Annotated in this window: 20 protein-coding genes and 1 pseudogene; 10 read left to right on the forward strand and 11 right to left on the reverse strand. The window is 72.0% G+C overall.

All coding sequences use genetic code 11. The features are described from left to right. Positions 1-76: 76 nt before the first annotated feature. The 7 genes from IF47_RS0108900 to IF47_RS0108930 all read right to left on the reverse strand — a co-directional run bounded on the left by IF47_RS0108900 (position 77) and on the right by IF47_RS0108930 (position 6,836). Positions 77-835, reverse strand: a complete 759-nt coding sequence (locus IF47_RS0108900; protein ID WP_031507875.1) for a UTRA domain-containing protein — start codon at positions 833-835, stop codon at positions 77-79. An 86-nt stretch (positions 836-921) separates the two neighbouring features. Beyond that, complete coding sequence (gene deoC / locus IF47_RS0108905) at positions 922-1,635, reverse strand: deoxyribose-phosphate aldolase (protein ID WP_031507877.1); 714 nt, start codon at positions 1,633-1,635, stop codon at positions 922-924. A 65-nt stretch (positions 1,636-1,700) separates the two neighbouring features. Further along, a complete protein-coding gene (rbsD, locus tag IF47_RS0108910; RefSeq protein ID WP_031507878.1) occupies positions 1,701-2,156 on the reverse strand; it encodes a D-ribose pyranase in 456 nt (151 codons plus the stop codon). A gap of 73 nt (positions 2,157-2,229) precedes the next feature. Beyond that, positions 2,230-3,789 carry a sugar ABC transporter ATP-binding protein gene (locus IF47_RS0108915; protein ID WP_051717279.1) on the reverse strand — a complete coding sequence of 520 codons (1,560 nt, stop codon included), beginning with the start codon at positions 3,787-3,789 and terminating at the stop codon, positions 2,230-2,232. Next, positions 3,789-4,811 carry a sugar ABC transporter substrate-binding protein gene (locus tag IF47_RS0108920; RefSeq protein ID WP_031507880.1) on the reverse strand — a complete coding sequence of 341 codons (1,023 nt, stop codon included), beginning with the start codon at positions 4,809-4,811 and terminating at the stop codon, positions 3,789-3,791. The genes IF47_RS0108915 and IF47_RS0108920 overlap by 1 nt, the downstream gene beginning before the upstream one ends. A gap of 109 nt (positions 4,812-4,920) precedes the next feature. Next, positions 4,921-5,922 (reverse strand): ABC transporter permease, encoded by a 1,002-nt coding sequence (locus tag IF47_RS0108925; protein WP_031507881.1) that lies wholly within the window; start codon positions 5,920-5,922, stop codon positions 4,921-4,923. Further along, positions 5,919-6,836 (reverse strand): ribokinase, encoded by a 918-nt coding sequence (locus IF47_RS0108930; protein WP_031507882.1) that lies wholly within the window; start codon positions 6,834-6,836, stop codon positions 5,919-5,921. The genes IF47_RS0108925 and IF47_RS0108930 overlap by 4 nt, the downstream gene beginning before the upstream one ends. 492 nt (positions 6,837-7,328) lie before the next feature. On the opposite strand from IF47_RS0108930, the gene IF47_RS30600 reads away from it, so the two are divergent. Next, positions 7,329-7,535: a peptidoglycan-binding domain-containing protein gene (locus IF47_RS30600; protein ID WP_051717282.1), complete on the forward strand. Its 207-nt coding sequence runs from the start codon at positions 7,329-7,331 to the stop codon at positions 7,533-7,535. Between the two features lie 134 nt (positions 7,536-7,669). On the opposite strand, the gene IF47_RS0108940 is transcribed toward IF47_RS30600, so the two are convergent. Continuing rightward, positions 7,670-8,896 carry an MFS transporter gene (locus IF47_RS0108940; protein WP_245641056.1) on the reverse strand — a complete coding sequence of 409 codons (1,227 nt, stop codon included), beginning with the start codon at positions 8,894-8,896 and terminating at the stop codon, positions 7,670-7,672. Between the two features lie 280 nt (positions 8,897-9,176). Between IF47_RS0108940 and IF47_RS32110 the strand changes: the two are divergent. From IF47_RS32110 to IF47_RS0108970, 7 genes and pseudogenes are all read left to right on the forward strand, one after another. Further along, positions 9,177-9,542: pseudogene (locus IF47_RS32110) on the forward strand (Gfo/Idh/MocA family protein); the annotation flags it as partial. A gap of 6 nt (positions 9,543-9,548) precedes the next feature. After that, complete coding sequence (locus IF47_RS31035; RefSeq protein ID WP_425423565.1) at positions 9,549-10,361, forward strand: Gfo/Idh/MocA family protein; 813 nt, start codon at positions 9,549-9,551, stop codon at positions 10,359-10,361. A 116-nt stretch (positions 10,362-10,477) separates the two neighbouring features. Continuing rightward, complete coding sequence (locus IF47_RS0108950; RefSeq protein WP_245641057.1) at positions 10,478-10,975, forward strand: VOC family protein; 498 nt, start codon at positions 10,478-10,480, stop codon at positions 10,973-10,975. 322 nt (positions 10,976-11,297) lie between these two features. Further along, positions 11,298-12,197 carry a helix-turn-helix domain-containing protein gene (locus IF47_RS0108955; protein WP_031507887.1) on the forward strand — a complete coding sequence of 300 codons (900 nt, stop codon included), beginning with the start codon at positions 11,298-11,300 and terminating at the stop codon, positions 12,195-12,197. Positions 12,198-12,199: 2 nt separating this feature from the next. Next, the gene (locus tag IF47_RS0108960) at positions 12,200-12,379 is read left to right on the forward strand and encodes a DUF397 domain-containing protein (protein WP_211257177.1); all 180 of its coding nucleotides are present in this window, start codon (positions 12,200-12,202) and stop codon (positions 12,377-12,379) included. 121 nt (positions 12,380-12,500) lie between these two features. After that, a complete protein-coding gene (locus IF47_RS0108965) occupies positions 12,501-13,724 on the forward strand; it encodes a hypothetical protein (RefSeq protein ID WP_031507889.1) in 1,224 nt (407 codons plus the stop codon). Positions 13,725-13,878: 154 nt separating this feature from the next. Then, positions 13,879-15,456 (forward strand): PQQ-dependent sugar dehydrogenase, encoded by a 1,578-nt coding sequence (locus tag IF47_RS0108970; protein WP_031507890.1) that lies wholly within the window; start codon positions 13,879-13,881, stop codon positions 15,454-15,456. Positions 15,457-15,515: 59 nt separating this feature from the next. On the opposite strand, the gene IF47_RS0108975 is transcribed toward IF47_RS0108970, so the two are convergent. Continuing rightward, on the reverse strand, positions 15,516-15,941 hold the full coding sequence (locus IF47_RS0108975; protein ID WP_031507891.1) for an MmcQ/YjbR family DNA-binding protein: 426 nt from the start codon (positions 15,939-15,941) through the stop codon (positions 15,516-15,518). A 72-nt stretch (positions 15,942-16,013) separates the two neighbouring features. Between IF47_RS0108975 and IF47_RS0108980 the strand changes: the two genes are divergently transcribed. Further along, entirely contained in the window at positions 16,014-17,216 is a 1,203-nt protein-coding gene (locus IF47_RS0108980) for a saccharopine dehydrogenase family protein (protein WP_031507892.1), read from the forward strand. Between the two features lie 25 nt (positions 17,217-17,241). Here IF47_RS0108980 and mmpA read toward each other — a convergent pair whose 3' ends face one another. Further along, positions 17,242-17,397, reverse strand: coding sequence for a morphogenic membrane protein MmpA (gene mmpA / locus IF47_RS30610; protein WP_157839932.1), 156 nt, complete (start codon positions 17,395-17,397; stop codon positions 17,242-17,244). A 135-nt stretch (positions 17,398-17,532) separates the two neighbouring features. On the opposite strand from mmpA, the gene IF47_RS0108990 reads away from it, so the two are divergent. Beyond that, a complete protein-coding gene (locus IF47_RS0108990; RefSeq protein WP_031507894.1) occupies positions 17,533-18,948 on the forward strand; it encodes a CoA transferase in 1,416 nt (471 codons plus the stop codon). 36 nt (positions 18,949-18,984) lie between these two features. Here IF47_RS0108990 and IF47_RS0108995 read toward each other — a convergent pair whose 3' ends face one another. Next, positions 18,985-19,647, reverse strand: a complete 663-nt coding sequence (locus tag IF47_RS0108995) for a DUF1707 SHOCT-like domain-containing protein (RefSeq protein ID WP_031507896.1) — start codon at positions 19,645-19,647, stop codon at positions 18,985-18,987. Positions 19,648-19,766 lie beyond the last annotated feature (119 nt).

Here is a 19,766-nt window from a genome sequence, read left to right on the forward strand (position 1 = left end):
CAGGGATGCTAAGAACGCGTTCCTCTTTCCACAACCCCGCGGGCCCGTGCGGGGCGTCACGGGCCCGCGGCCGTCCTCACCTGCGCAGCAGGAGCGAGGTGACGCGCAGCCGGCCGCTGTGGATCCACACGTCCGAGTACTCCACCGGTCGGTCGTCGGCGAGGTAGGTGACCTGCTGGAGGTACTGCACGGGGGCGCCCTCCGCCAGCGCCAGGGAGTCCGCGACCTCTCGGGAGGCGGCCTCCGCGCTGAAGGTGCGGCGGGCCGTGGCGATCTTCAGGCCGTAGGTGCCCTCCAGGACGCCGAAGAGGCTGGAGGCGGTGAAGTCCATCCGCTCGATGCCGGGCGCGAGGTCGGTCCGCACGAAGTTGAACAGCAGGGCAACCGGCCCTTCCTCGGTGCTGCGCACGCGCACCAGACGCAGCACCTGCGTGCCGGGGTCCACGTCCAGCAGGGCGGCGACGGGCCGGGGCGGGGTGATCAGGGAGCTCTCGCGCACTTGCGTGGAGGTGACGATGCCCTGGCTGGCGAAGTCCTCGGAGAGGGTGCTGAGCTTCTGGGCGATGGCCGGCTCGATCACCGTGGAGGTGACGAACGTGCCGCGCCCCCGCACCTGCCGCAGCAGTCCCTCCTCGATGAGGGTCGCCAGGGCCCGCCGTACGGTGCCGCGGCTGACGCCGAACTCCTGGGCCAGTTCGGGCTCGCTCTTGAGGCGGTAGTGCGCGGGCCACTCGCCGCTCGCGATGCGCAACCGGATGTGTTCCGAGATCTGGGCGTGGATCGCGGTGGGGACGTTGCGTTTGATGTCCGGAAGCCCTCCCTCGTCGGCTGTCACGGTCACGCGTCTCCTCTCCGGTTCCCTGGGTGTGGGCGCTCCGCCCGCCCCGCCCACGCGGGGCGGAGCGGGCGGAGCCGCGGTCGTCAGTAGCTGGTGGTCGAATCGTCGGCGGTGTCGGTGACGATCGCCACCCCCGCGCTGGTGCCGAGCAACGAGGCTCCGGCGCGCAGGAGTTCCAGGGCCTGACGGTAGTTCTTGATGGACCCGGAGGCCTTCACCCGAACGCCGTCCCGTGCCCGGTCGACAAGGTAGCGAACACTCGTCGGATTCGCGGTCTCGATCTGCCCGCTGCTGGCGTTCTTCAGGAAGGCCGCGCCGGCCTCCATGGCCAGTTCGACGGCGGCCTCCTTCTCGCTGTCGGTGAGCAGCGGCAGCTCCAGCATGACCTTGACGGGCAGGCCCGAGGCCCGCACGACGCCGGCGATGTCCTCCCGGAACTCGTCGTACATCCCGCTCTTGAGCCAGCCGATCTGCACGCCCATGTCGAGCTGGGTCGCACCCCGCCGGGCTATCTCGGCGGCCTCGGCCGCCTTGCCCGCGCTGGTCATGACGCCGACGGTCGGGAAGTCCAGGGCCGAGGCCACCTCGATCCCGGTGCCGCTCAGCTCGGCGGCCACCACGGACACCCAGGAGGCGGGGACCATCGCGGCGTTGAAGCCGTGGGTGACGGCCTCCCGGGCGTGGGCGATCATGTCGTCGCGGGTCGCGTCCGACTCGATCTTGGTGTGCTGGATGTAGGGTGCCAGTTCGGCCGGACCGAGTGTCGGCTCGGCGGTGGTGGCGGTGGTGTCGGACATGTGAGGGTCTCCCTGTGGTGGAGGCGTTGGACGGATGGCGCGGCGGTCGGCCCGCCGCACGAGGGTCAGAGCTTGGACGCGTAGTAGTCCGGGGCGACGACGCCCTCTCCCCCGAACCACCGGGGGACGTCGACGCCGCAGTACAGGCCGACGTTGCCCCAGGGCTCGAAGGCGCCGGTGCGCACGATGACCTTGGCCTGTCGGGCCAGTTCGCCCAGCACGTCGGCGTGCGGGCGCGTGGTGAACTCGGCGTCGGCGAAGCGGTCGCGCAGCCACTCGTCGAGCCGCGGGTTGTTGGAGGGGACGTCCTCGGCGCGCACCACGCCCTCGACGACCAGTTCGTCGGCGATCAGGCCGAGCACGGTCCGCAGGTCCGGCAGGTTCTCGGCGAGGGCGAGGTCGACGCGGTGCGCGTCACGGGGGATGGGGAAGCCCGCGTCCACGACCAGCAGCAGGTCGGTGTGGCCGAGCGTGGCCAGGGCCCCGCTCAGTTCGGCGTTCAGGATGCCGGAGCGCTTCATGGTGGGTTCCTTTCCATGGAGAAGGAGGTGGGAAGAGTGCGGGATCGGCCCCGAGCGGGTGCCGGGGCGGGCGTCAGGCGGCCGACGCGGCCCCGGTGGCCAGGGTCATGATCGATTCCTCGGTCGCCTCCGCGGTCTCGACGACGTCGACCAGGCGGCCTTCGCTCATCACCGCGATCCGGTCGGTCAGGGTGAGCAGTTCGGGCAGGTCGGAGGAGGAGCACAGGATCGCCAGGCCCTTCTCCGCCAGCTCGAACAGTTGCTCGTAGATCTCGGCCTTCGCCCCGACGTCCACGCCGCGCGTGGGCTCGTCGAGGATCAGCACCCCGGGATCGATCGCCAGCCAGCGGCCGAGCACGGCCTTCTGCTGGTTGCCGCCGGAGAGGCTGGTGATGGGCTGGGTCATGGTGGCGGTCTTCACCCTCAGCCGCTTCGCCTGTTCGGCGGCCCGCCGGTCGAAGGCCCGACGGCGGACGAGGCCGAGGCGGCTGAGCGGCTTCGTCATCAGCGCGCCGACGTTCTCGCCGACGCTCATGGTGGTCAGCAGGCCCTGGGCGCGGCGCTCGCCGGGGACGAACGCCAGCCGGCGCTCGACGCTGGCGATGGGGTCGCGCCGCTCGTAGGGCCTGCCCAGCAGCTCCACCGTGCCGCCGGTCCCCCGGTCGCCGCCGAAGATGTTGTGCAGCATCTCCACACGGCCGGAGTCCGGGAGTCCGGCCACGCCCAGGATCTCGCCGGGGCGCAGCTCGAAGGAGACGCCGGAGTGCCGCCGTCCGCTCAACTCCCGCACGCGCAGGGCCGGTTCCCCGGTGGGGTGCGCGCGGCGCTCCGCGCGGCGGGCGAGCTGTCCCAGCTCGCGGCCGACCATGGCGGCGACCGCCTGGTCGGGGGTGGTCTCCGTGCTCTTCCAGGAGGCGACGTGGGCGCCGTCCCGCAGCACCTCGATGCGGTCGGCCAGCCGGAAGACCTCGGGCATGCGGTGCGAGACGTAGAGCATGGTCGTCCCGTCCGCCTTGAGCTTCGCCATCAGGGCGAACAGCCGCTCGGCCTCGGCCGGGGTGAGCATCGCCGTCGGTTCGTCCAGGATCAGGACGCGGCAGCCCCGGGCGACGGAGCGGGCCACCACGATGAGCTGCTGGGTGGCGAGGTCCAGCGACCGCACGGGGGCGGTCGGGTCCAACCGGAGGTCCAGCTCGGCGAGGAGTTCGGTGGTGCGCTCCAGCATCCGGCGCCGGGAGGGGAACCAGCGGTTCCCCGGCTCGACGCCGCTGAGGACGTTCTCCGCGACGCTGCGGTCGGGCAGGAGCGACAGTTCCTGGGGGACGATCGCGACGCCGTGCCGGCCGAGCACCGTGCTCGGGTCGAAGGAGGCGACCTCCTCGCCGAACACGGTGACGCTGCCGGCGCTGGGCGGCTGGAGGCCGGCCAGGATCTTGAGCAGGGTCGACTTGCCGGCGCCGTTCTCCCCGAGCAGTGCGGTGACCTCGCCCGCGGGGACGTCGAAGGAGACGTCGGTCAGGGCGCGCACCGGACCGAAGTTGCGGGACAGGCCACGGACGCTGATGGCCGGGACGGTGCCGCGGGGGGTGTCGCGGGGAGTGGCGCGGAGGGTGTCGCGGGGGGTGGCGGCCATCAGTCCTCCACGGTCGCTTCGTCGAGGTTGTCGCGGGTGATGAACTGCGACCCGGTGTCCAGGCCCTTGATCTCGGTGCCCTCGGTGAGGAAGTCGTGCAGCACCTTGACGGCCTGGTAGCCCTGCTCGGTCGGGTTCTGGCTGATCGTGAAGTTCAGGACTCCGCGGTCGATGTACTCGGCGGTCTGGGTGAGGAGGTCGAAGCCGCCCATGGCGATGTCGTCCGCCTTGCCGGACTGCGCCACCCACTTGGCGGCGGCGGTCGTCGAGCAGCAGTCGAGGCCGGCGACGGCCACGACGCCGGACTGGCCGGACATGGTGGACTCGACGGTGTTGTAGGCGGCGTTGGGCTCGTTGCCGACGTTCACCGGTCCGACGATCTCCAGGCCGCTGCCGTCCAGCCCCTCCTTGAAGCCGCCGAACCGGTCGTGCGACCAACCGGCTCCGGTGTCCACGGAGAAGACGACGACCTTGCCCTTGTTCGTCTCGCCCAGCTCCTCGAGCAGCCGCTCGGCCTGGGCCTTGCCCGAGCCCTTGAGGTCCTGGCCGACGAAGCCCATCTGCTTCGAGTCGGGGTTGTCGGTGTTGAAGGAGATGATGGGGATGCCCGCGTCGTGGGCCTGGCTGATGACCGGCTTCAACGCGTCGCTGGAGGCGGAGGAGACGGCGAGGCCGTCCACGGCCTTCTGCTGGATCAGCGTCTGTATCTCGGAGACCTGCTGGGCCGCGTCGCCGCCGGTGGGGCCGATGAGGGCGACCTCGGCGCCGAGTTCCTTGCCCGCCTTCTCCATGCCCGCGCCGATCGGCGTGGCGAAGGCCAGGGACGGGTCGTGGTAGCTGAGCTTGATCCGCATCGGCTTGCCGTCGTCGATGCGCTGCTGGATGTGGGGGGCGAGTTCGAAGGAGCCGTCGGCGGAACCGCCGGAGTCGGCGGGGGTGATGGCGCCGCACGCGCTGAGGCTGAGGGTGGCGGCGGCGGCCGTCGCGGCGACGAGGCTTCTGAGGATGGTGCGAGGGGACATCGGTGTTCCTTCGTCGTGGTCCGGTGGCTGGGGGAAGACCCGCGGAAGGGGCGTGCCGCGGGTCGGCTCGGTCGTTCGCTCCCGTGGGAGAGGGTGGGGAGCGGGTGGCTCAGGCCCGGGTCTTGCGCTTGCGCTGCCAGGTGTCGGCCGCGACGGCGGCGACGATCACCAGGCCGGTGACGACGGTCTGCCAGAAGGAGGAGATCCCCTTGATGTTGAGGATGTTCTGGAGCAGGCCGATGAAGGCGACGCCGATGACGGTGCCCCACATGGTGCCGGAGCCGCCGAACAGGGCCGCACCGCCGATGATGACGGCGGAGATCACGGTGAGTTCCAGCCCCTGGCCGGTGACGCCCTGCACGTAGGAGAGGAAGGACAGGCCGAGCACACCGGCGAGGCCGGCGGTGAAGCCGGAGAGGACGAACGCGGTCAGCTTGACCCGCTTGACGTTGACGCCGACCAGCCGGGCGGCCTCCTGGTTGCCGCCGACGGCGTAGGTGTTGAAGCCGAGGCGCGAGCGGGACAGCAGCACCACGCCGATCGCGGCGACGACGACGAAGAAGACGAACTGCATCGGTATCAGGCCGAACAGCCGTCCCTGGCCGAGGAGGTTGAACTCCGCGACTCCGGGCTGGGAGGAGCTGAGGGAGATCGGGGCGCCGTCGGAGATGAGCAGGGCGACGCCGCGGAAGACGCTGAGCGTGCCGAGGGTGACGATGAACGACGGCACGCCGAGCGCCACGACGGCCAGCCCGTTGAGCAGCCCGGCCAGCGCCCCCACGGCGAGCCCGACGAACATCGCCAGGGACCAGCTCCAGCCGTCCGAGATCAGCATGCCGGTCGAGATCGCCGACAGCGCGTAGGTGGAGCCCACCGACAGGTCGATCTCGCCGTTGACGATCACGAAGGTCACACCGACGGCCATGATGCCGATCTGCGCGATCTGCTGGCCGACCGAGAGCAGGTTGTCGGACTGGGCGAAGCTCGGCGAGAGGACGACGCCCAGCAGGAAGAGCAGGACGAGGGCGGCGAAGACGCCGGACTCACGGGCGTGGAGCAGTCTGCGGAACGGGAGGGAGGACTCCCGCGCCGGTGCGGTGATCGAGGTCATGGAGCGTTTCCAATCCAGGCGTTCAACTGGTCTCTGGTGGGCAGGGCGGGGACGACGCCGGCGATCGTGACGGTGTGGGCGCCCGCCGCGGCGGCGAACCTCGCCGCCTGGTCGAGGTCGCGTCCCTCGGCGAGGGCGACGGCGAGGGCCGCGGTGAAGGAGTCGCCCGCGCCCGTGGTGTCGACGACGGTTCCGGCCGGGTGCGGCGGTATCGCCGTCACGCCGGACTCCCGTGCGATCAGGGCCCCTTCGCCGCCTCGGGTCAGCAGGACGGCGCCTCCGGTGCGTTCCCGCAGGGCCCGGACGAGGTCCTCGTCCCCGAGCCCGTGCCCGTCTCCGAGTCCCAGGAGTACGGGGGCCTCGGTCTGGTTCGGTGTGATCACGTCGATGAGCGGCCAGGCGTCCTCGGGCAGCGGCCGGGCGGGCGCGGGGTTGAGCAGGGTCGTCGTGCCCGACTCGCGGCCCGCGCGCAGCGCGGCCACGACGGCTTCCTCGGGGATCTCCATCGAGACGACCAGGACGTCGGCCGAGGCGATCTCCGCGCGGAACGGTTCGACGGCGGCGGCGTCCAGTTCGTCCAGGGCGCCCGGGGCGATGGCGATGCGGTTCTCCCCGGACGGTTCGACCAGGATGAAGCCGACCATCGTGGGGGCCTGGGCCGTCAGCACGTGGTCGGCGCCGACTCCCTCGCGCCGCCACAGTTCGCGTGCGGACCGGCCGAAGTCGTCGTCGCCCACCGCGGTCAGCAGGGAGACCTCCGCGCCCAGCCGGGCGGCGCCGATGGCCTGGTTGCTCCCCTTGCCGCCGGGGCCGGGGTCGAACGCTCCGCCCGAGACGGTCTCCCCCGCCGCGGGAGCCTTCGGTACCCGCATGGTGAGGCCGGCCCCGTAACTCCCGACAACTGCGATCTTCATCGACGCACCACGCTTTGTCTGTGGACAACCATGAACAACCGTGAGCGTAGGTACAGGGATGTCCCTAGTCAATAGGTTGCCGAAAGGTGAACATCCGTCACTTTTCCGTGTCGGCTGTCCGCTGGACCCGGCACCGAGCCGGTCGATGAAGGAGACGGGCGACCCACGTCACACGACGGCGCCTCACAGCCGGTCGCCCCGGAACGCTCGCCGCGGAACCGGAGGACCCGCCGCCCGGCTCCCGCGAGACGCGATCACGGGAACGTTCACCGCGCGTCGCGCTTGTGGCGGGGGTGGTGGCCCTGGTGTTGGCCGCCTCCTTGGCGGCCTTCCCGCTCTCGTGGCTCACGGACGGCGACGACGAGGCGACGGCGTCCTCTCTCGTCTCGCCGACCCGTCGACGTCGTGGTCGGCGACCGCGTACACCTGCCGTGTGGAGCGGGTCGACGGCCACTGGTACACGGGCAACGGCCGCACTCCGGACGCCTTCTCGTGGCGGAGGGCCACGCGGGGCCGGAGGTGGCCGAGGTGCGGTGCCTGCTCCACAGGGCGGGCATCGATCCGGGCGAGGTCGACGGAATCCACGGCCCGCTGACACAGCACGCGGTGGAGCGTTCGCGGAAACGGGCCGACCCGGTCGTGGACGGCATCGTCGGACCGCACACCTGGAAGGCCCTGCGAGGATCGGCCCGGGACTGATTCGGAATGACTCGGACAAGGCCGTCGCCGGAGCTCACACGTCCGACCGGTGCTCCGCGGGGAGGACGCGTGCTCCGGTCCTCCCCGCGTCTTCCCCGGTGTCCGAAGTGGGCCGACGTGGCGCGGACCGTGCCCTACGCCGCGGACACCGGCGACGGCCGACGGTCGGCCCGCGGCTTCTCGCGGCGCGCCACCCAGGGCTCGCCGAGCAGGACCGCCAGCGCACCGACGGCGAGGACACCGCCGACGAGCACCGCGCCTTCCACACCGAGAGCGGTGGGCAGCAGCAGGCCGCCGAGGAGGGAACCGCCGGCGATGCCGACGTTGAAGACCGCCGAGCCGACGGCCGAGGCGATCTCGGTGCTGCCGGGCGCCACTTGGAGGATTCTGCTCTGCAGCGAAGTGGTCATCGACGCCATGGAGAACCCGAGCAGGGCGACCAGGCAGACCGCGGCGGGACGCGCGCCGCCGAACAGGTACAGCCCCAGCATCGTCGCCGTCAGCAGCCCCACGGCCAGCACCATGGTGTGTCGGGGGTGGCGGTCCACGAAGGCGCCGGCCACATAGGTGCCCGCGATGCCCGCGATGCCCGACGCCAGCAGCAGTGGGGCGACGGCTCCCTGCGAGAAGCCGGTCACGTCGGTGAGGAAGGCGGTGATGTAGGTGTATCCGGTGAACACCCCGCAGATCACCAGAGCGGTGGTCACCATCAGGACGGCGAACCGGCGCGCGCTCGGCTCGGCCCCGACCGATGCGTGACCGCCCCCCAGGGCCGTGGACGGCAGCAGGGCGGTGACCGTGACCAGGGCGAGGAACCCGAAGGCGCTCATCACCACGAAAGGAACCCGCCAACCGAACTGCTGGCCCAGCCAGGTGCCCGCCGGGACGCCCACCACACCGGCCAGGGAGAGCCCGGAGAACAGCCCGGCGACCACCCGGCCCCGCACCTCGGGAGGGAACAGCCCGGCGGCGGTGGCGGCGACGATCGACCAGAACACCGCGTGGGTCAGCGCGACCGTGATCCGCGCGGCGAGCAGCACCCAGTAGCCCGGGGCCGCGGCGGAGACCAGGTTCGCCAGGACGAACAGGACCAGCAGCCCGATGAGCAGGGCGCGGCGCGGCGCTCGGCGGGCCAGGTGGGTCAGGGGGACCGAGGCGACGGCCACGACCACCCCGTAACCGGTCACCAGCAGGCCCACCGCCGATCTGGAGACGTCCAGATCGGCCGCGATGACCGGGAGCAGACCGACCGGCAGGGTCTCCACCGTGCTCAGGGAGAACAACGCCACCGCCAGCGCCACGACCACGGCCACCGCGGCCGGGGTGCGTAAGGTCGCCCCGGCCTTGGAATGCGCTGTCACAATTGGTTCCTTTCTTTCCCGGGCCTGCCCGGCGACCGCGAGGCAGGCCCTCCGCATGGACGGCCGGCGTCATTGAACACACCGTTTCTTGTCCGCGCAAGGCCTTTTCCGTGAACGGAGGGGAAACCGGCCGACCGGCTTATCCGACGAGGGAACGGAACCAGCCGAAAACTTTTCGGTCCTTGGTGGTCCTCTCCGACGCCTGCTAATTTCTGCCCCGCGCATCGTCAGCGTGAACCGATCCCATATCGAACCGGGCAACAGAAGCCACGGAGGACGCATGTCCACTGCCATCACGGACCGCAGGCAGGCCGGTGTCGCTTTCCTCGGCTGCGGCTACGCTGCGGATTTCTACGGACCCACCCTGAAAAACCACCCCGCGGTGAGACTTCTGGGGGCCTACGATCCCAGGAGGGAAAGGGCGGAAAGCTTTACCGCCGAGTACGGCGGAAGAGTCTTCCACAGCATGGAAGAGGTGTAGTCCGACCCAACCGTCGACATCGTGGTGAACCTCACCCCGGTCGCCGAGCACTACTCGGTGAACAAGGCGGCCTTACTCGCCGGCAAGCATGTGTACTGCGAGAAACCACTGACCACGAAAATGACGGAAGCGGAGGAACTGGCCGCGCTCGCCGAGGAGCGGGGGCTTCTGCTGTCCAGCGCTCCGGCCACGGTCTTCAGCCGGTCGGCGCAGACCCTCGTCCGCGCCGTCCACGACGGGCTCATCGGCACACCACGGCTGGCGTACGCCTCGCTCGACATGGGGCCGCTCGCCTTCATGGCCTACCGGGACTGGCGGAGCAGGCGCGGGGTGCCCTGGCCGTACGAGGACGAGGTGCGCAACGGCTGCGTACTGGAGCACGCCGGCTACCAACTCACCTGGCTGACGGCGATGTTCGGCCCCGTCGTCCGCATGTCGAGCCAGGCCGTCACGCCCTTCTCGAACCACTGGGCGGGCATCGTCGACGACGCCGCACCCGACTTCTCCCTCGGCTGCCTGCGCTTCGCCGACGGCACCGTGTGCCGTCTCACGCTCGGCTGGGTGGCTCCCGCCGACAAATCCCTGCTCGTCGTCGGCGACGAGGGCGTGCTGTCCGTCGAGGACGTCTGGCAGGCGTCGAGCCCCGTGACGCTGCGGCGCCGGGTGCGAACACGCGGCAGGGACACCGGGTACCTGGCCGAGCCCGAGCAACTCCCCTTCGTCCTTCCGCCGCTGGAGCACCGGTACGACGACGACGCGCACGACCTGACGGTGGCCGCCGGCGTCGCCGACCTGGCCAGGGCCGTGCTGGAGGGGGACCGGCCACTGCTGAGCGCGGAGTATTCGCTCCACATCCTCGATGTGAGCATCCGGCTCGCCACGGGGCAGACCCTGGACGAGGAGATCGACGCGCCCTCCCCGTCCGCCACCCGACTGTGGGGCGACAGGTTCCGGCACACCGCGGAAGCCGTCGTCGGACGATGACCGTTCGCCCGCCCCGGCAAGGACCGGCGCGCCCGGAAGAAGACCGGAAGAAGAACCGGAGGAAGACCGGAGGAACCGTGCACGGCCGTTCACGAGGAATTCCCAGCGCACGAGGAGTGCACCACGTCGCGTACACCGTTCCGGATCTGGACCAGGCGGTCGACTTCTTCGTCGACGTGCTCGGAGCGGAACTCGCCTACCGCCTCGGACCTGTGGCGTTTCCGGACAGCGACTGGATGCGACGACAGCTCGGCGTCCACCCGGACGCGACGCTGCACCTGGCGATGCTCAGGCTCGGTCCGGTGACCAACTGCGAACTGTTCGAGTACTCCGCCCCCGACCAGAGAAGGCACCTGCCCCGCAACAGTGACTGGGGCGGCCACCACCTGGCCATCTACGTCGAGGACATGGCCGAGGCGGTGGAATATCTGCGCGCCCGGCCCGGGGTGAGAGTACTGGGGGAACCGCAGCCGCTGGACGCGGGATCGACCAGGGGCGACAGTTGGGTCTACTTCCTCACGCCCTGGGGAATGCAGCTCGAACTCATCAGAATGCCCCCGGGGATGGCCTACGAACGCGAGACCGAGACCCGCCTCTTCCAGCCCGGCGACTGACACCGTTCCGAAGCGCACGGCCCCGCACGGCCCCGCTTGTGGAGTCATGTCCCCGGTGCGACGGATGTGCGTGAGCGTTCCCCCGGCCGGAGCTGACAGATCCCGTCGAGGTCCCCGGGGCGGTCGGTTGCCGGGTCGGCCCCACCGGGGAACGCTCGCGCACATCCTCACCGTCGGCCGTGGAAGGTCGGTCCTGGATCCGGTCGTCAGATCGGAAACTCCTACGCTGGGTCAGCGTACGAGTACGTGCGGTGGGAAGTGCTCGTTACCTCTCGTGAGCATGGAGAGACCGACCGGGTACGGCGGTCGGCGTACGGGAGGGATGACGAACATGACGGACGGTACGGTCACCGGAAGCGGCGGGGTGGGGAACCAAGCCCGGCCCCAGCCCCCGGCCCAGCGGTCGGGTGTCGGCGAACCGGAGACGTCGGAGGGCCTCAAGGCGTTCGGCGAGGTCGTCAAGGCGCTCCGCAAACGGGCCGGCTTGACGCAGGAGTCACTGGCCCCGAAGGTGCAGTACTCGCCGGAGACGGTCGCCTCCATCGAACAGGGCCGCCGCTTCCCACCGCACGCCTTCGTCGATCGCGCCGAGGAGGTCCTGGACGCGTTCGGCGCGATCCGAGGCGCGGCCCGTCACCTGTCGCGCAAGCCGGGGTTGGCGAAGTGGTTCCAACACTGGGCCCAGTTGGAGGAAGAGGCGATCAACCTCTACACCTACGAGTGCCGACTGGTGCCGGGCCTGTTGCAGACGGAGGCGCACGCGCGCACGTTGTTCGTGAACCGGCTCCCGCCCTTGGGCGACGACCAGATCGAGGCCCAGTGGATGGCGCGAGCGGACAGGCAGCGGTTGCTGCGGGAGCGCCCCAACACGGCGTTCAGCTTCATCCTGGAGGAACACCTGTTCCTGCGGCAGACGGGCGGCCCGGAGGTGACGCGCGAGCTGATCGACCACGTGTTGGAGGCCGCGGAGCTGCGGAACGTCGAGGTACAAGTGATGCCGCAGGCGAGGGGAGCCCATGCTGGGCTCGCGGGCCCGATGCAGCTGCTGGAGACCGCCGATCATCGGTGGTTCGCGTACAACGAGACCCAACGTGGCGGCCTCTTCGTAAGCGACTCGAAGGAGTTGAGCGTTCTCCAGATGCGGTATGCCAGGATGCGCTCACAGGCTCTCCCCCTCGAAGATTCCGTGAGCCTGTTGCAGCGGATGCGAGGAGCACAGTGAGCATGAGCGACCTGACCTGGTTCAAGAGCAGCTACAGCAGCAGTGGCGACGGCGACTGCGTCGAGGTGGCCTCCTGCCCCGACACCGTCCGTGTCCGTGACTCCAAGGACGAAGAAGGCCCGCACCTCACCATCGCGCCGGACGCCTGGAGCCGCTTCCTCTCGTACGCGGCCCAGGGCTGAACCCGCCGCACGCGTAAGCGTCCGCCCCGGAACGCGTCCGGGGCGGGCACCTCTTCCGCCTCCCGTCCGTACGCCGTACAGGAAGCCGTACGCGACGACGAGACGGGAGACACGGGTGGCCATGACGCCGCGACAGGAGTGGTTGAGGGAGTACGCGTTGCTCGCCCTGCGCGTCAACCGGCACATGGCGGGGGCCGCCACGGGGACGGTGCTCGTCTACCGGGGGCCGCGTCAGTGGAGCGAGCGGGTCGAGGCCGAGGAGCCGGTCCCGCCCGGGCGGCTGGCCGAGGACGCCGAGGCGCTGCTGGACGGGCTGGACGGCGGCCCGCTCCCGCCCGAACGCGTCCGCTACCTGACCGCCCAGGTGCGGGCCATGCGAGCGGTCGCCCGGCGCCTGGCCGGGGAGGAGCTGCCGCTGCCGGAGCACGCCCGCGAGTGCCTGGACGTGTCGGTGGGGTGGCTGCCGGAGGAGCTGTTCGAGGAGGCACACGCTCGCCTGGACGCCGCGCTGCCGCGCGGCACCGGCTCGGTGGCCGAGCGGCTGGCGGCGTGGAAGGCGGCCCACTCGCTGCCGCCGGAGCGGTTGGAGCGGCGGCTGCCGCCTCTGGTGGACCGAGCCGTCGCCGAGACCCGGCGGCGGACCAGCGCCATCGTGCCCCTGCCGGACGGCGAGGAGGTGCGCTGCCGGATCGTGCCCGACGCGCTGTTCCGGGGTGCCGGGGACTACGAGGGCGGGCTGCGGTCGACGCTCTACATCGGCGGCGGCCGGCCGTTCAACCTGGCCGATCTGTTGTACGTCGTCGCGCACGAGGGCCACCCCGGCCACATCGCCGAGTCGCTGCTCAAGGAACGCGCGCTGGTGGAGGGGAGAGGATTCCTCGACCAGCAGGTGCGGTTCATGCTGGCGCCCGCCTTCGTGATCAGCGAGGGGCTCGGGCTGCACGCGCAGGAGATCGTCTTCCCCGGCGACGAGGCCCAGCGGTGGCTGACCGATCACGTCCTGGCCGGGGAGGGCATGGCCCCGGACGGCAGCGACTTCGCCGCGATCCACCGGGTGCAGAACCTGCTGTTCGGGGTGTGGGCCAATGCCGCGCTGCTGGCCGCCGAGGGCCGACCGGACGGCGAGGTCGCCGCCTACCTGTCCCGCTGGGCGCTGATGTCCGGCGCCGAGACGGCGGCGGCGCTCGGTTCGCTGAAGGCGACGGGCATGGCGCTGTACATCTTCGCCTACTTCCACGGCCGGCGGCTGTTGGACGGCTGGCTCGCCGCCCCCGACCGGAACGAGCGGGTGCGGCGGCTGCTGACCGAGCAGCTCCTGCCGTCCGACCTGGCGCCGGGGGCCTGATCTCCGCCCGCCGTCCGGAAGGCCGGATGTCGCGGTGGAACCTGGTGGGGGCCGAGGGGAGTCGGTACGGTCCCAACAGGCGCATCGGAACGTGGAGTTCGCGTCGACTCCACCGGTTCCGGTCTGCCCCACACCCCCACACCCTGGAGATCCCATGTCGAGACGCCGCTGGATCGGTCCGTTATTGCTCGCGCTCTCCCTGGCCCTGGCCGCTCCCCCGGCCGCGTCCGCCGCTCCGCCCGCACCGCCTCCACAGCCCGCCGCCACGGCGGACGGGGCAGCGGACGGCGGAGCGCGGCGGACCGGCACCGCCTCGGTGCCCCTGGAGGACGTCACCGCGTCCACCGTCCAGGTCGCCTCCGGGCTGCGCCGCCCCACCGCCCTCGTCGCGCCCGACGACGGGACGGGGCGGCTGTTCGTCACCGAGAAGCTCGGCCGCGTCCGCGTCTACCATCCGGACACCGGCCTCGCGGCGGACCCGCTGCTCGACATCGGCGAGGTGGTGGACGCCTCGGGCAACGAGCGCGGGCTGCTCGGCATCGCCCTCCCGCCCGACTTCGTCGACAGCCAGGAGCTGTACCTGGCGTACACCGCGCTGCCGGACGGCGCGGTGACCCTGGCCCGCTACCGGCTCGACGGCGGCGAACTCGACGTGCTGCTGTCCCAGGAGCACGCCGAGTACAGCAACCACAACGGCGGCCAGCTCGCCTTCGGTCCCGACGGCCACCTCTACTGGAGCATCGGCGACGGCGGCGGGTCCGGGGACCCCTTCCGCAGCGGACAGCGGCTGGACACCCTGCTGGGCAAGATCCTGCGCATCGACGTCGGCAGGAGCTGCGGGGATCTTCCGTACTGCGTACCGGAGGACAACCCGTTCGTCGGCGTCGAGGGCGCCCGTGAGGAAATCTGGCTGTACGGGCTGCGCAACCCCTGGCGGTTCTCCTTCGACAGCGCGGACGGCTCGCTGTGGATCGGCGACGTCGGCCAAGGCCGCTGGGAGGAGATCAACCACCTCACGCCCGGACAGGGCGGGGCGAACCTCGGCTGGTCCTGCTACGAGGGCCTGGAGGTGTTCGAGCAGGAGCACTGTCTGCCCGACACGGAGTACACCGAGCCGGTCTTCACCTACCCCCTGAGCGTCGACGGCAACTGCGCGGTCATCGGCGGACACGTCTACCGCGGCGAGGAGTTCGCCGACCTGGTGGGAGGCACCTACATCGCCACCGACTACTGCTCGTCCACCGTGTGGGCACTCCGTGAGGACGGCGACGGCGGCTATCTCCACGCCCGGATCGGGAAGACGGCCACCCAGGTGACGGCGATCGGCACCACGCCGGAGGGCGAGCTCTACGCCGTCAACGACCTGCCCGGCGGGCTGCACCGGGTGGTCTTCGAGGAGGCCGAGGAGTCCGTCCCCACCTGCCGGGTCGACTACGAGACGACCGTCTGGGGCACCGGCCTGACCGCCGACATCACCATCACCAACACCGGCGCCGAGCCGGTCACCGGCTGGACGCTCTCCTTCGCCCTCCCCGCCGGCCAGGACATCATCTCGGGTTGGAACGGCACCTTCGCCGAGGCCGACACCGTCGAGGTGTCCAACGCCCCGTACAACGAGACGATCCCCCCGGGCGGCAGTGTCACCGTCGGCTTCGTGGCCCGCCACACCGGTGACACGTCCCCGCCCGAGAGGTTCACTCTCAACGGGGACGCCTGCGCCATCGGCGGCTGACCCCCGCCGCGCGCTCCCGCCCGCCCTACCGTCGCCGCCCCGCCGCCGCTCGCCGCCGTTCAGGTGCCAGGCGGCGGAGTGCGTTCGGTGTCGAGCTGTGCGACCAGCCGTTTGGGGGCGATCGTGCGGTAGCTCTCCTCCACCCAGTCGCACAGCGGCTCGGCGCCCGGTGCGCCCGGCTCGCCCAGCGGGACCGTCACCCAGCCCGCCCGGCCGAGCCCGTACCCCGTCGGCATGGCACCCGGGGCGGACAGCGCGTGGGCGTGCGCCTGGGGATCGGCGAGTTTCACCGTGACGGTGGGCGGGGAGTCGCCCCGCCCGGCGACGAGGTGCCCGAGGAAGAGGAAGACGAAGATCTTCCGGTTGACCTTGATCACGCACTCGTTCCAGGGGAAGTCCTCGTACGCGCCCGGCAGCCCCAGCGCGAACCGCCGCACCCGCTCGCGCACCGCCGACGCCTCCCGTTTCCTCGCGCGCTCGTCCATGCCCCCACCGTAGGGTCGGGTACCGACACGGGGATTCGACCCGCTCCCCCTTCCGTTCCCAGGAGGCGCAGAGTGTCCCGCAACGACCGCGAACACGGCCGCGAGTACGACGTGGTGCTGTTCGGCGCGACCGGTTTCACCGGCGGGCTGACGGCCGAGTACCTGGCCGCCCACGCCCCCGACGGTTGCCGCTGGGCGCTGGCCGGACGCAACCGCGACAAGCTGCTGCGGCTGCGCGAGCGGCTGGCGGAAACCGATCCGTCCTGCGCCGATCTGCCGCTGGTGCACGCCGACGCCGACGACCCCGCCTCGCTGCGCGCGGTCGCCGAGAGCACCCGTGTGGTCGCCACCACCGTCGGCCCGTACATCCGGCACGGTGAGCCGCTGGTGGCCGCCTGCGCCGAGGCCGGGACGGACTACGTGGACCTGGCCGGCGAGCCGGAGTTCGTGGACCTGATGTACCTGCGCCACCACGAGCGGGCCCGGGAGACCGGTGCGCGGCTGGTGCACTCGTGCGGCTTCGACTCGGTGCCGCACGACCTGGGTGTGCTGTACACCGTCGAGCACCTGCCCGAGGGGGTGCCGCTGCGGATCGACGGTTACGTCCGCGCGTCCGGCACCATCTCCGGCGGAACGCTCGCCTCCGTGCTGACCGTCGCCTCCCGGCAGCGGCAGACGGGGGCCGTGGCCCGGGAGCGGCGGCGCGTCGAGCCCCGACCGGCCGGGCGTCGGATCAGCACGCCGTCGGACCTGCCGCGTCGCAGCGCCAAGGCCGGGGCGTGGGCGGTGCCGCTGCCCACGCTCGACCCGCAGGTCGTCGCCCGGTCGGCCGCCGCCCTGGAGCGCTATGGACCGGACTTCCGCTACCGCCACTACGCGGCCGTCCGTCGGCTGCCCGTCGCCGTGGGAGGCATCGCCGTGGCCGGGGCGTTCCTCGCTCTCGGTCTGGTGCCGGCCGCCCGCCGCGCGCTGTCGGCCCGGTTGGCGCCGGGCGAGGGCCCGAGTCCGGAGCGGCGCGCGAAGAGTTGGTTCGCCGTCCGCTTCTTCGGGGAGGGCGGTGGTCGGCGGGTGATCACCGAGGTCTCCGGCGGCGATCCGGGGTACGGCGAGACGGCGAAGATGCTGGCGGAGTCGGCGCTGTGCCTGGCTCTGGACGAGCTGCCCGAGACCTCGGGGCAGGTCACCACGGCGGTCGCGATGGGCGACGCGCTGATCGAGCGGCTGAGCCGGGCGGGGATCGGCTTCCGCGTCGTCGCCGTCCCGGGGCGCGGCTGAGGGGGCGGACGGGCCGGGCGGGCCGTCAGGCGCCCGTCACCCAGGACGCTATGACCCAGATCATGGCGATCAGCCAGCCCAGGGCGAGTGTGCCCGCGAACCCGAACGCCAGCGCGGGACCGCGCCCGAAGTCCGAGGTCAGGCCGGGGGTCGGGGCCGTGGTGCGGTGTGCGTTCTGCATGATCCTCTCCATGTCCTCATGGTGCCGTCCACAACGGCTTTCAAACATCCGTACGTCTACTCAGATGCGTTGTCGATCAAGCTAGTTGCCTCCACTGACAGCGCGGTTCGAAACTTCGGGCGGCACAATGCGTGCATGGAGCAACGGTCCTGGGCCCGGATGTGGGCCGCGCTGGGCGGCGAGCCCGCACTCCTCGAACGCGTCCGCCTTCACCCCCGCGACCCGGCGACCGTGCTGCCCGCGCGGCTGCCGGTGCGGGAACTCGCCCGGTCCACCGTCGCGGTGTGCGCCCTGGCGGCGGCCGAGGCGGCGGCCCTGCGCTCGGGTGGCGGCGTCCCGGCCGTACGGGTCGACGACGGAGCGGTGGCCACCGCGTTCACCAGTGAGCGGCACCTGCGGATCGACGGCCGTCCGGCCGGCACGTTCGCGCCGCTGTCCCGTTTCTGGCGCACCGACGGCGGATGGCTGCGCACCCACGCCAACTATCCGCACCACCGCGCCCGGCTGCTGTCCGTCCTCGGCCTGTCCGACGGCGGGGACGGCAACGGGGGCGAGGAAGCCCTGGTCGAGGCGGTCGCCGCCGAACTCGCCGGTCGCCGTGCCGAGGACGTGGAGGAGGCGGTGTACGCCGCGGGCGGTCTCGCCGTCGCCGTCCGCACCCCCCGGCGGTGGGCGGCGCACCCGCAGGGCGCGGCCGTGGCGCGGCTCCCCCTGGTGGGACGCGAGCGGCTGGACGAGACCCCGCCGCTGCCGCTGCCCCCGACCGGCCCGAGGGTGCTGGACCTCACCCGGGTCATCGCCGGCCCCGTGGCCGGCCGCACCCTCGCGCTGCTGGGCGCCGACGTGCTGCGGATCGACTCGCCGAACCTGCCCGAGAGTGTGGACGCCCACGCCGACACCGGCTTCGGCAAGCGGTCGGCGCTGCTGGACCTCGCCTCCCGCTCCGGCCGTCGGACCTTCGAGGAGTTGCTCTCGGCCGCCCATGTGGTGATCACCGGCTACCGCCCCGGCGCCCTGGACCGCTTCGGGTTGTCGGCCCGGGAGTTGGCCGTGCGGCGACCGGGGCTGGTGGTGGCGGAGTTGAACGCCTGGGGCGGGGCGGGGAACGGACCGTGGGGCGATCGGCGGGGCTTCGACAGCCTGGTGCAGGCCGCGAGCGGCATCGCGGTGATCGAGGCGGGCGAGGACGGCCGGCCGGGCGCGCTGCCCGCCCAGGCGCTCGACCACGGCACGGGCCACCTGCTGGCCGCCGCGGTGCTGCGGTCGCTCGTCGAGCGGCACCGGGACGGCGGAACCCGGCGCGTCCGTCTGACGCTGGCCCGCACCGCGCACTGGCTGGTGCACGAGTCGGCGGCGCCCGAGGGTTCCGAGGGGCCGGAGGGGAGGGGCGGGCCGTGGGAGCCGTACGACCCCGCCGACTGGCTCACCGAGACGGACGGCCCGCTGGGGCGGCTGCGCCACGCCGTCCCCCCGGTGTCCTACGAGGGCGGGCCCGAGGGCTGGTCCCGCCCGCCGGGGCGGCCGGGCGGGGACGAACCCGTCTGGCGGTGAGCGGGACGGGCGGGGCGGGCGGGCAGGCGGGGCGGCTCAGTCGTCCTCGCCGTCCGTCCCCCCGCGCCGCAGTTCCTTCCCCTCCCGCCTGCGCCGCTCCAACTCCCGCTCGTCTGGCTTGCGTTCGACCCCGACCCCGCCCCAGAAGGCGAGGCCGGTGATCACCACGCGCGGCGCTCCCGGCTCGCCCGAGCCGGCGGCGCTGTGGTCGAAGCCGCCCATGATGCCGATGCCCCGCACCTCGACCTCGGCCTCCGGCGGAACGGTGACGTGGATGCCGCCCATGATCGGGAAGCAGCGGATCTCCACCTCGCGGTCCTCGAAGCGAGCCTCGCGCAGGTCGATCTCCCCGCCGCCCCAGAAGGCGAACCCGGTGAAGCGGCGGGGCGCCGTCCACGGTCCCTTGCGGATGAAGGCCCCCATGATCGCGACTCCGCCTCGGGAGGTGGGCGTGCCGCCGAAGCGGCCGGCCCACCGGCGGCGGCCCGGCCTCTCGGGCTCCCGCTGCTCGGCGGTCCGGGGCAGGTCTCTCACCAGCGGCACCAGTTCCCCCTGGGTGCGCGCTCGGTAGGCGGAGTCCAGCCGCTCCTGGAACTCCTCCATGTCGAGTCGCCCCTCGGCCACCGCGTCCCGCAGCACCTCGGCCACACGCTCCCGGTCCGCGTCGGAGGCCCTCATCTCGGGCAGGTCGTCGGTCATGACGGCAGGCTACCGGCCGGGCCCGCCCGCGGGCCGATCGCGCCGGCCACCGGCCACCGGCCCGGAGACGATTCGGAACAGGCCTGGGCGCCCGTCACCAGTACCGCCGGAAGGACGCG

It is taken from the genome of Streptomyces megasporus (genome assembly GCF_000718985.1).
GTDB classification, from domain to species: domain Bacteria; phylum Actinomycetota; class Actinomycetes; order Streptomycetales; family Streptomycetaceae; genus Streptomyces; species Streptomyces megasporus.

Bases quoted from the DNA above. Each gene is read 5' to 3' on its own strand.
- deoC (WP_031507877.1), bottom strand. From the start codon at position 1,635: ATGTCCGACACCACCGCCACCACCGCCGAGCCGACACTCGGTCCGGCC.
- rbsD (WP_031507878.1), bottom strand. From the start codon at position 2,156: ATGAAGCGCTCCGGCATCCTGAACGCCGAACTGAGCGGGGCCCTGGCC.
- IF47_RS0108915 (WP_051717279.1), bottom strand. From the start codon at position 3,789: ATGGCCGCCACCCCCCGCGACACCCTCCGCGCCACTCCCCGCGACACC.
- IF47_RS0108920 (WP_031507880.1), bottom strand. From the start codon at position 4,811: ATGTCCCCTCGCACCATCCTCAGAAGCCTCGTCGCCGCGACGGCCGCC.
- IF47_RS0108925 (WP_031507881.1), bottom strand. From the start codon at position 5,922: ATGACCTCGATCACCGCACCGGCGCGGGAGTCCTCCCTCCCGTTCCGC.
- IF47_RS0108930 (WP_031507882.1), bottom strand. From the start codon at position 6,836: ATGAAGATCGCAGTTGTCGGGAGTTACGGGGCCGGCCTCACCATGCGG.
- IF47_RS0108955 (WP_031507887.1), top strand. From the start codon at position 11,298: ATGACGAACATGACGGACGGTACGGTCACCGGAAGCGGCGGGGTGGGG.
- IF47_RS0108960 (WP_211257177.1), top strand. From the start codon at position 12,200: ATGAGCGACCTGACCTGGTTCAAGAGCAGCTACAGCAGCAGTGGCGAC.
- IF47_RS0108965 (WP_031507889.1), top strand. From the start codon at position 12,501: ATGACGCCGCGACAGGAGTGGTTGAGGGAGTACGCGTTGCTCGCCCTG.
- IF47_RS0108970 (WP_031507890.1), top strand. From the start codon at position 13,879: ATGTCGAGACGCCGCTGGATCGGTCCGTTATTGCTCGCGCTCTCCCTG.
- IF47_RS0108975 (WP_031507891.1), bottom strand. From the start codon at position 15,941: ATGGACGAGCGCGCGAGGAAACGGGAGGCGTCGGCGGTGCGCGAGCGG.
- mmpA (WP_157839932.1), bottom strand. From the start codon at position 17,397: ATGCAGAACGCACACCGCACCACGGCCCCGACCCCCGGCCTGACCTCG.
- IF47_RS0108990 (WP_031507894.1), top strand. From the start codon at position 17,533: ATGGAGCAACGGTCCTGGGCCCGGATGTGGGCCGCGCTGGGCGGCGAG.
- IF47_RS0108995 (WP_031507896.1), bottom strand. From the start codon at position 19,647: ATGACCGACGACCTGCCCGAGATGAGGGCCTCCGACGCGGACCGGGAG.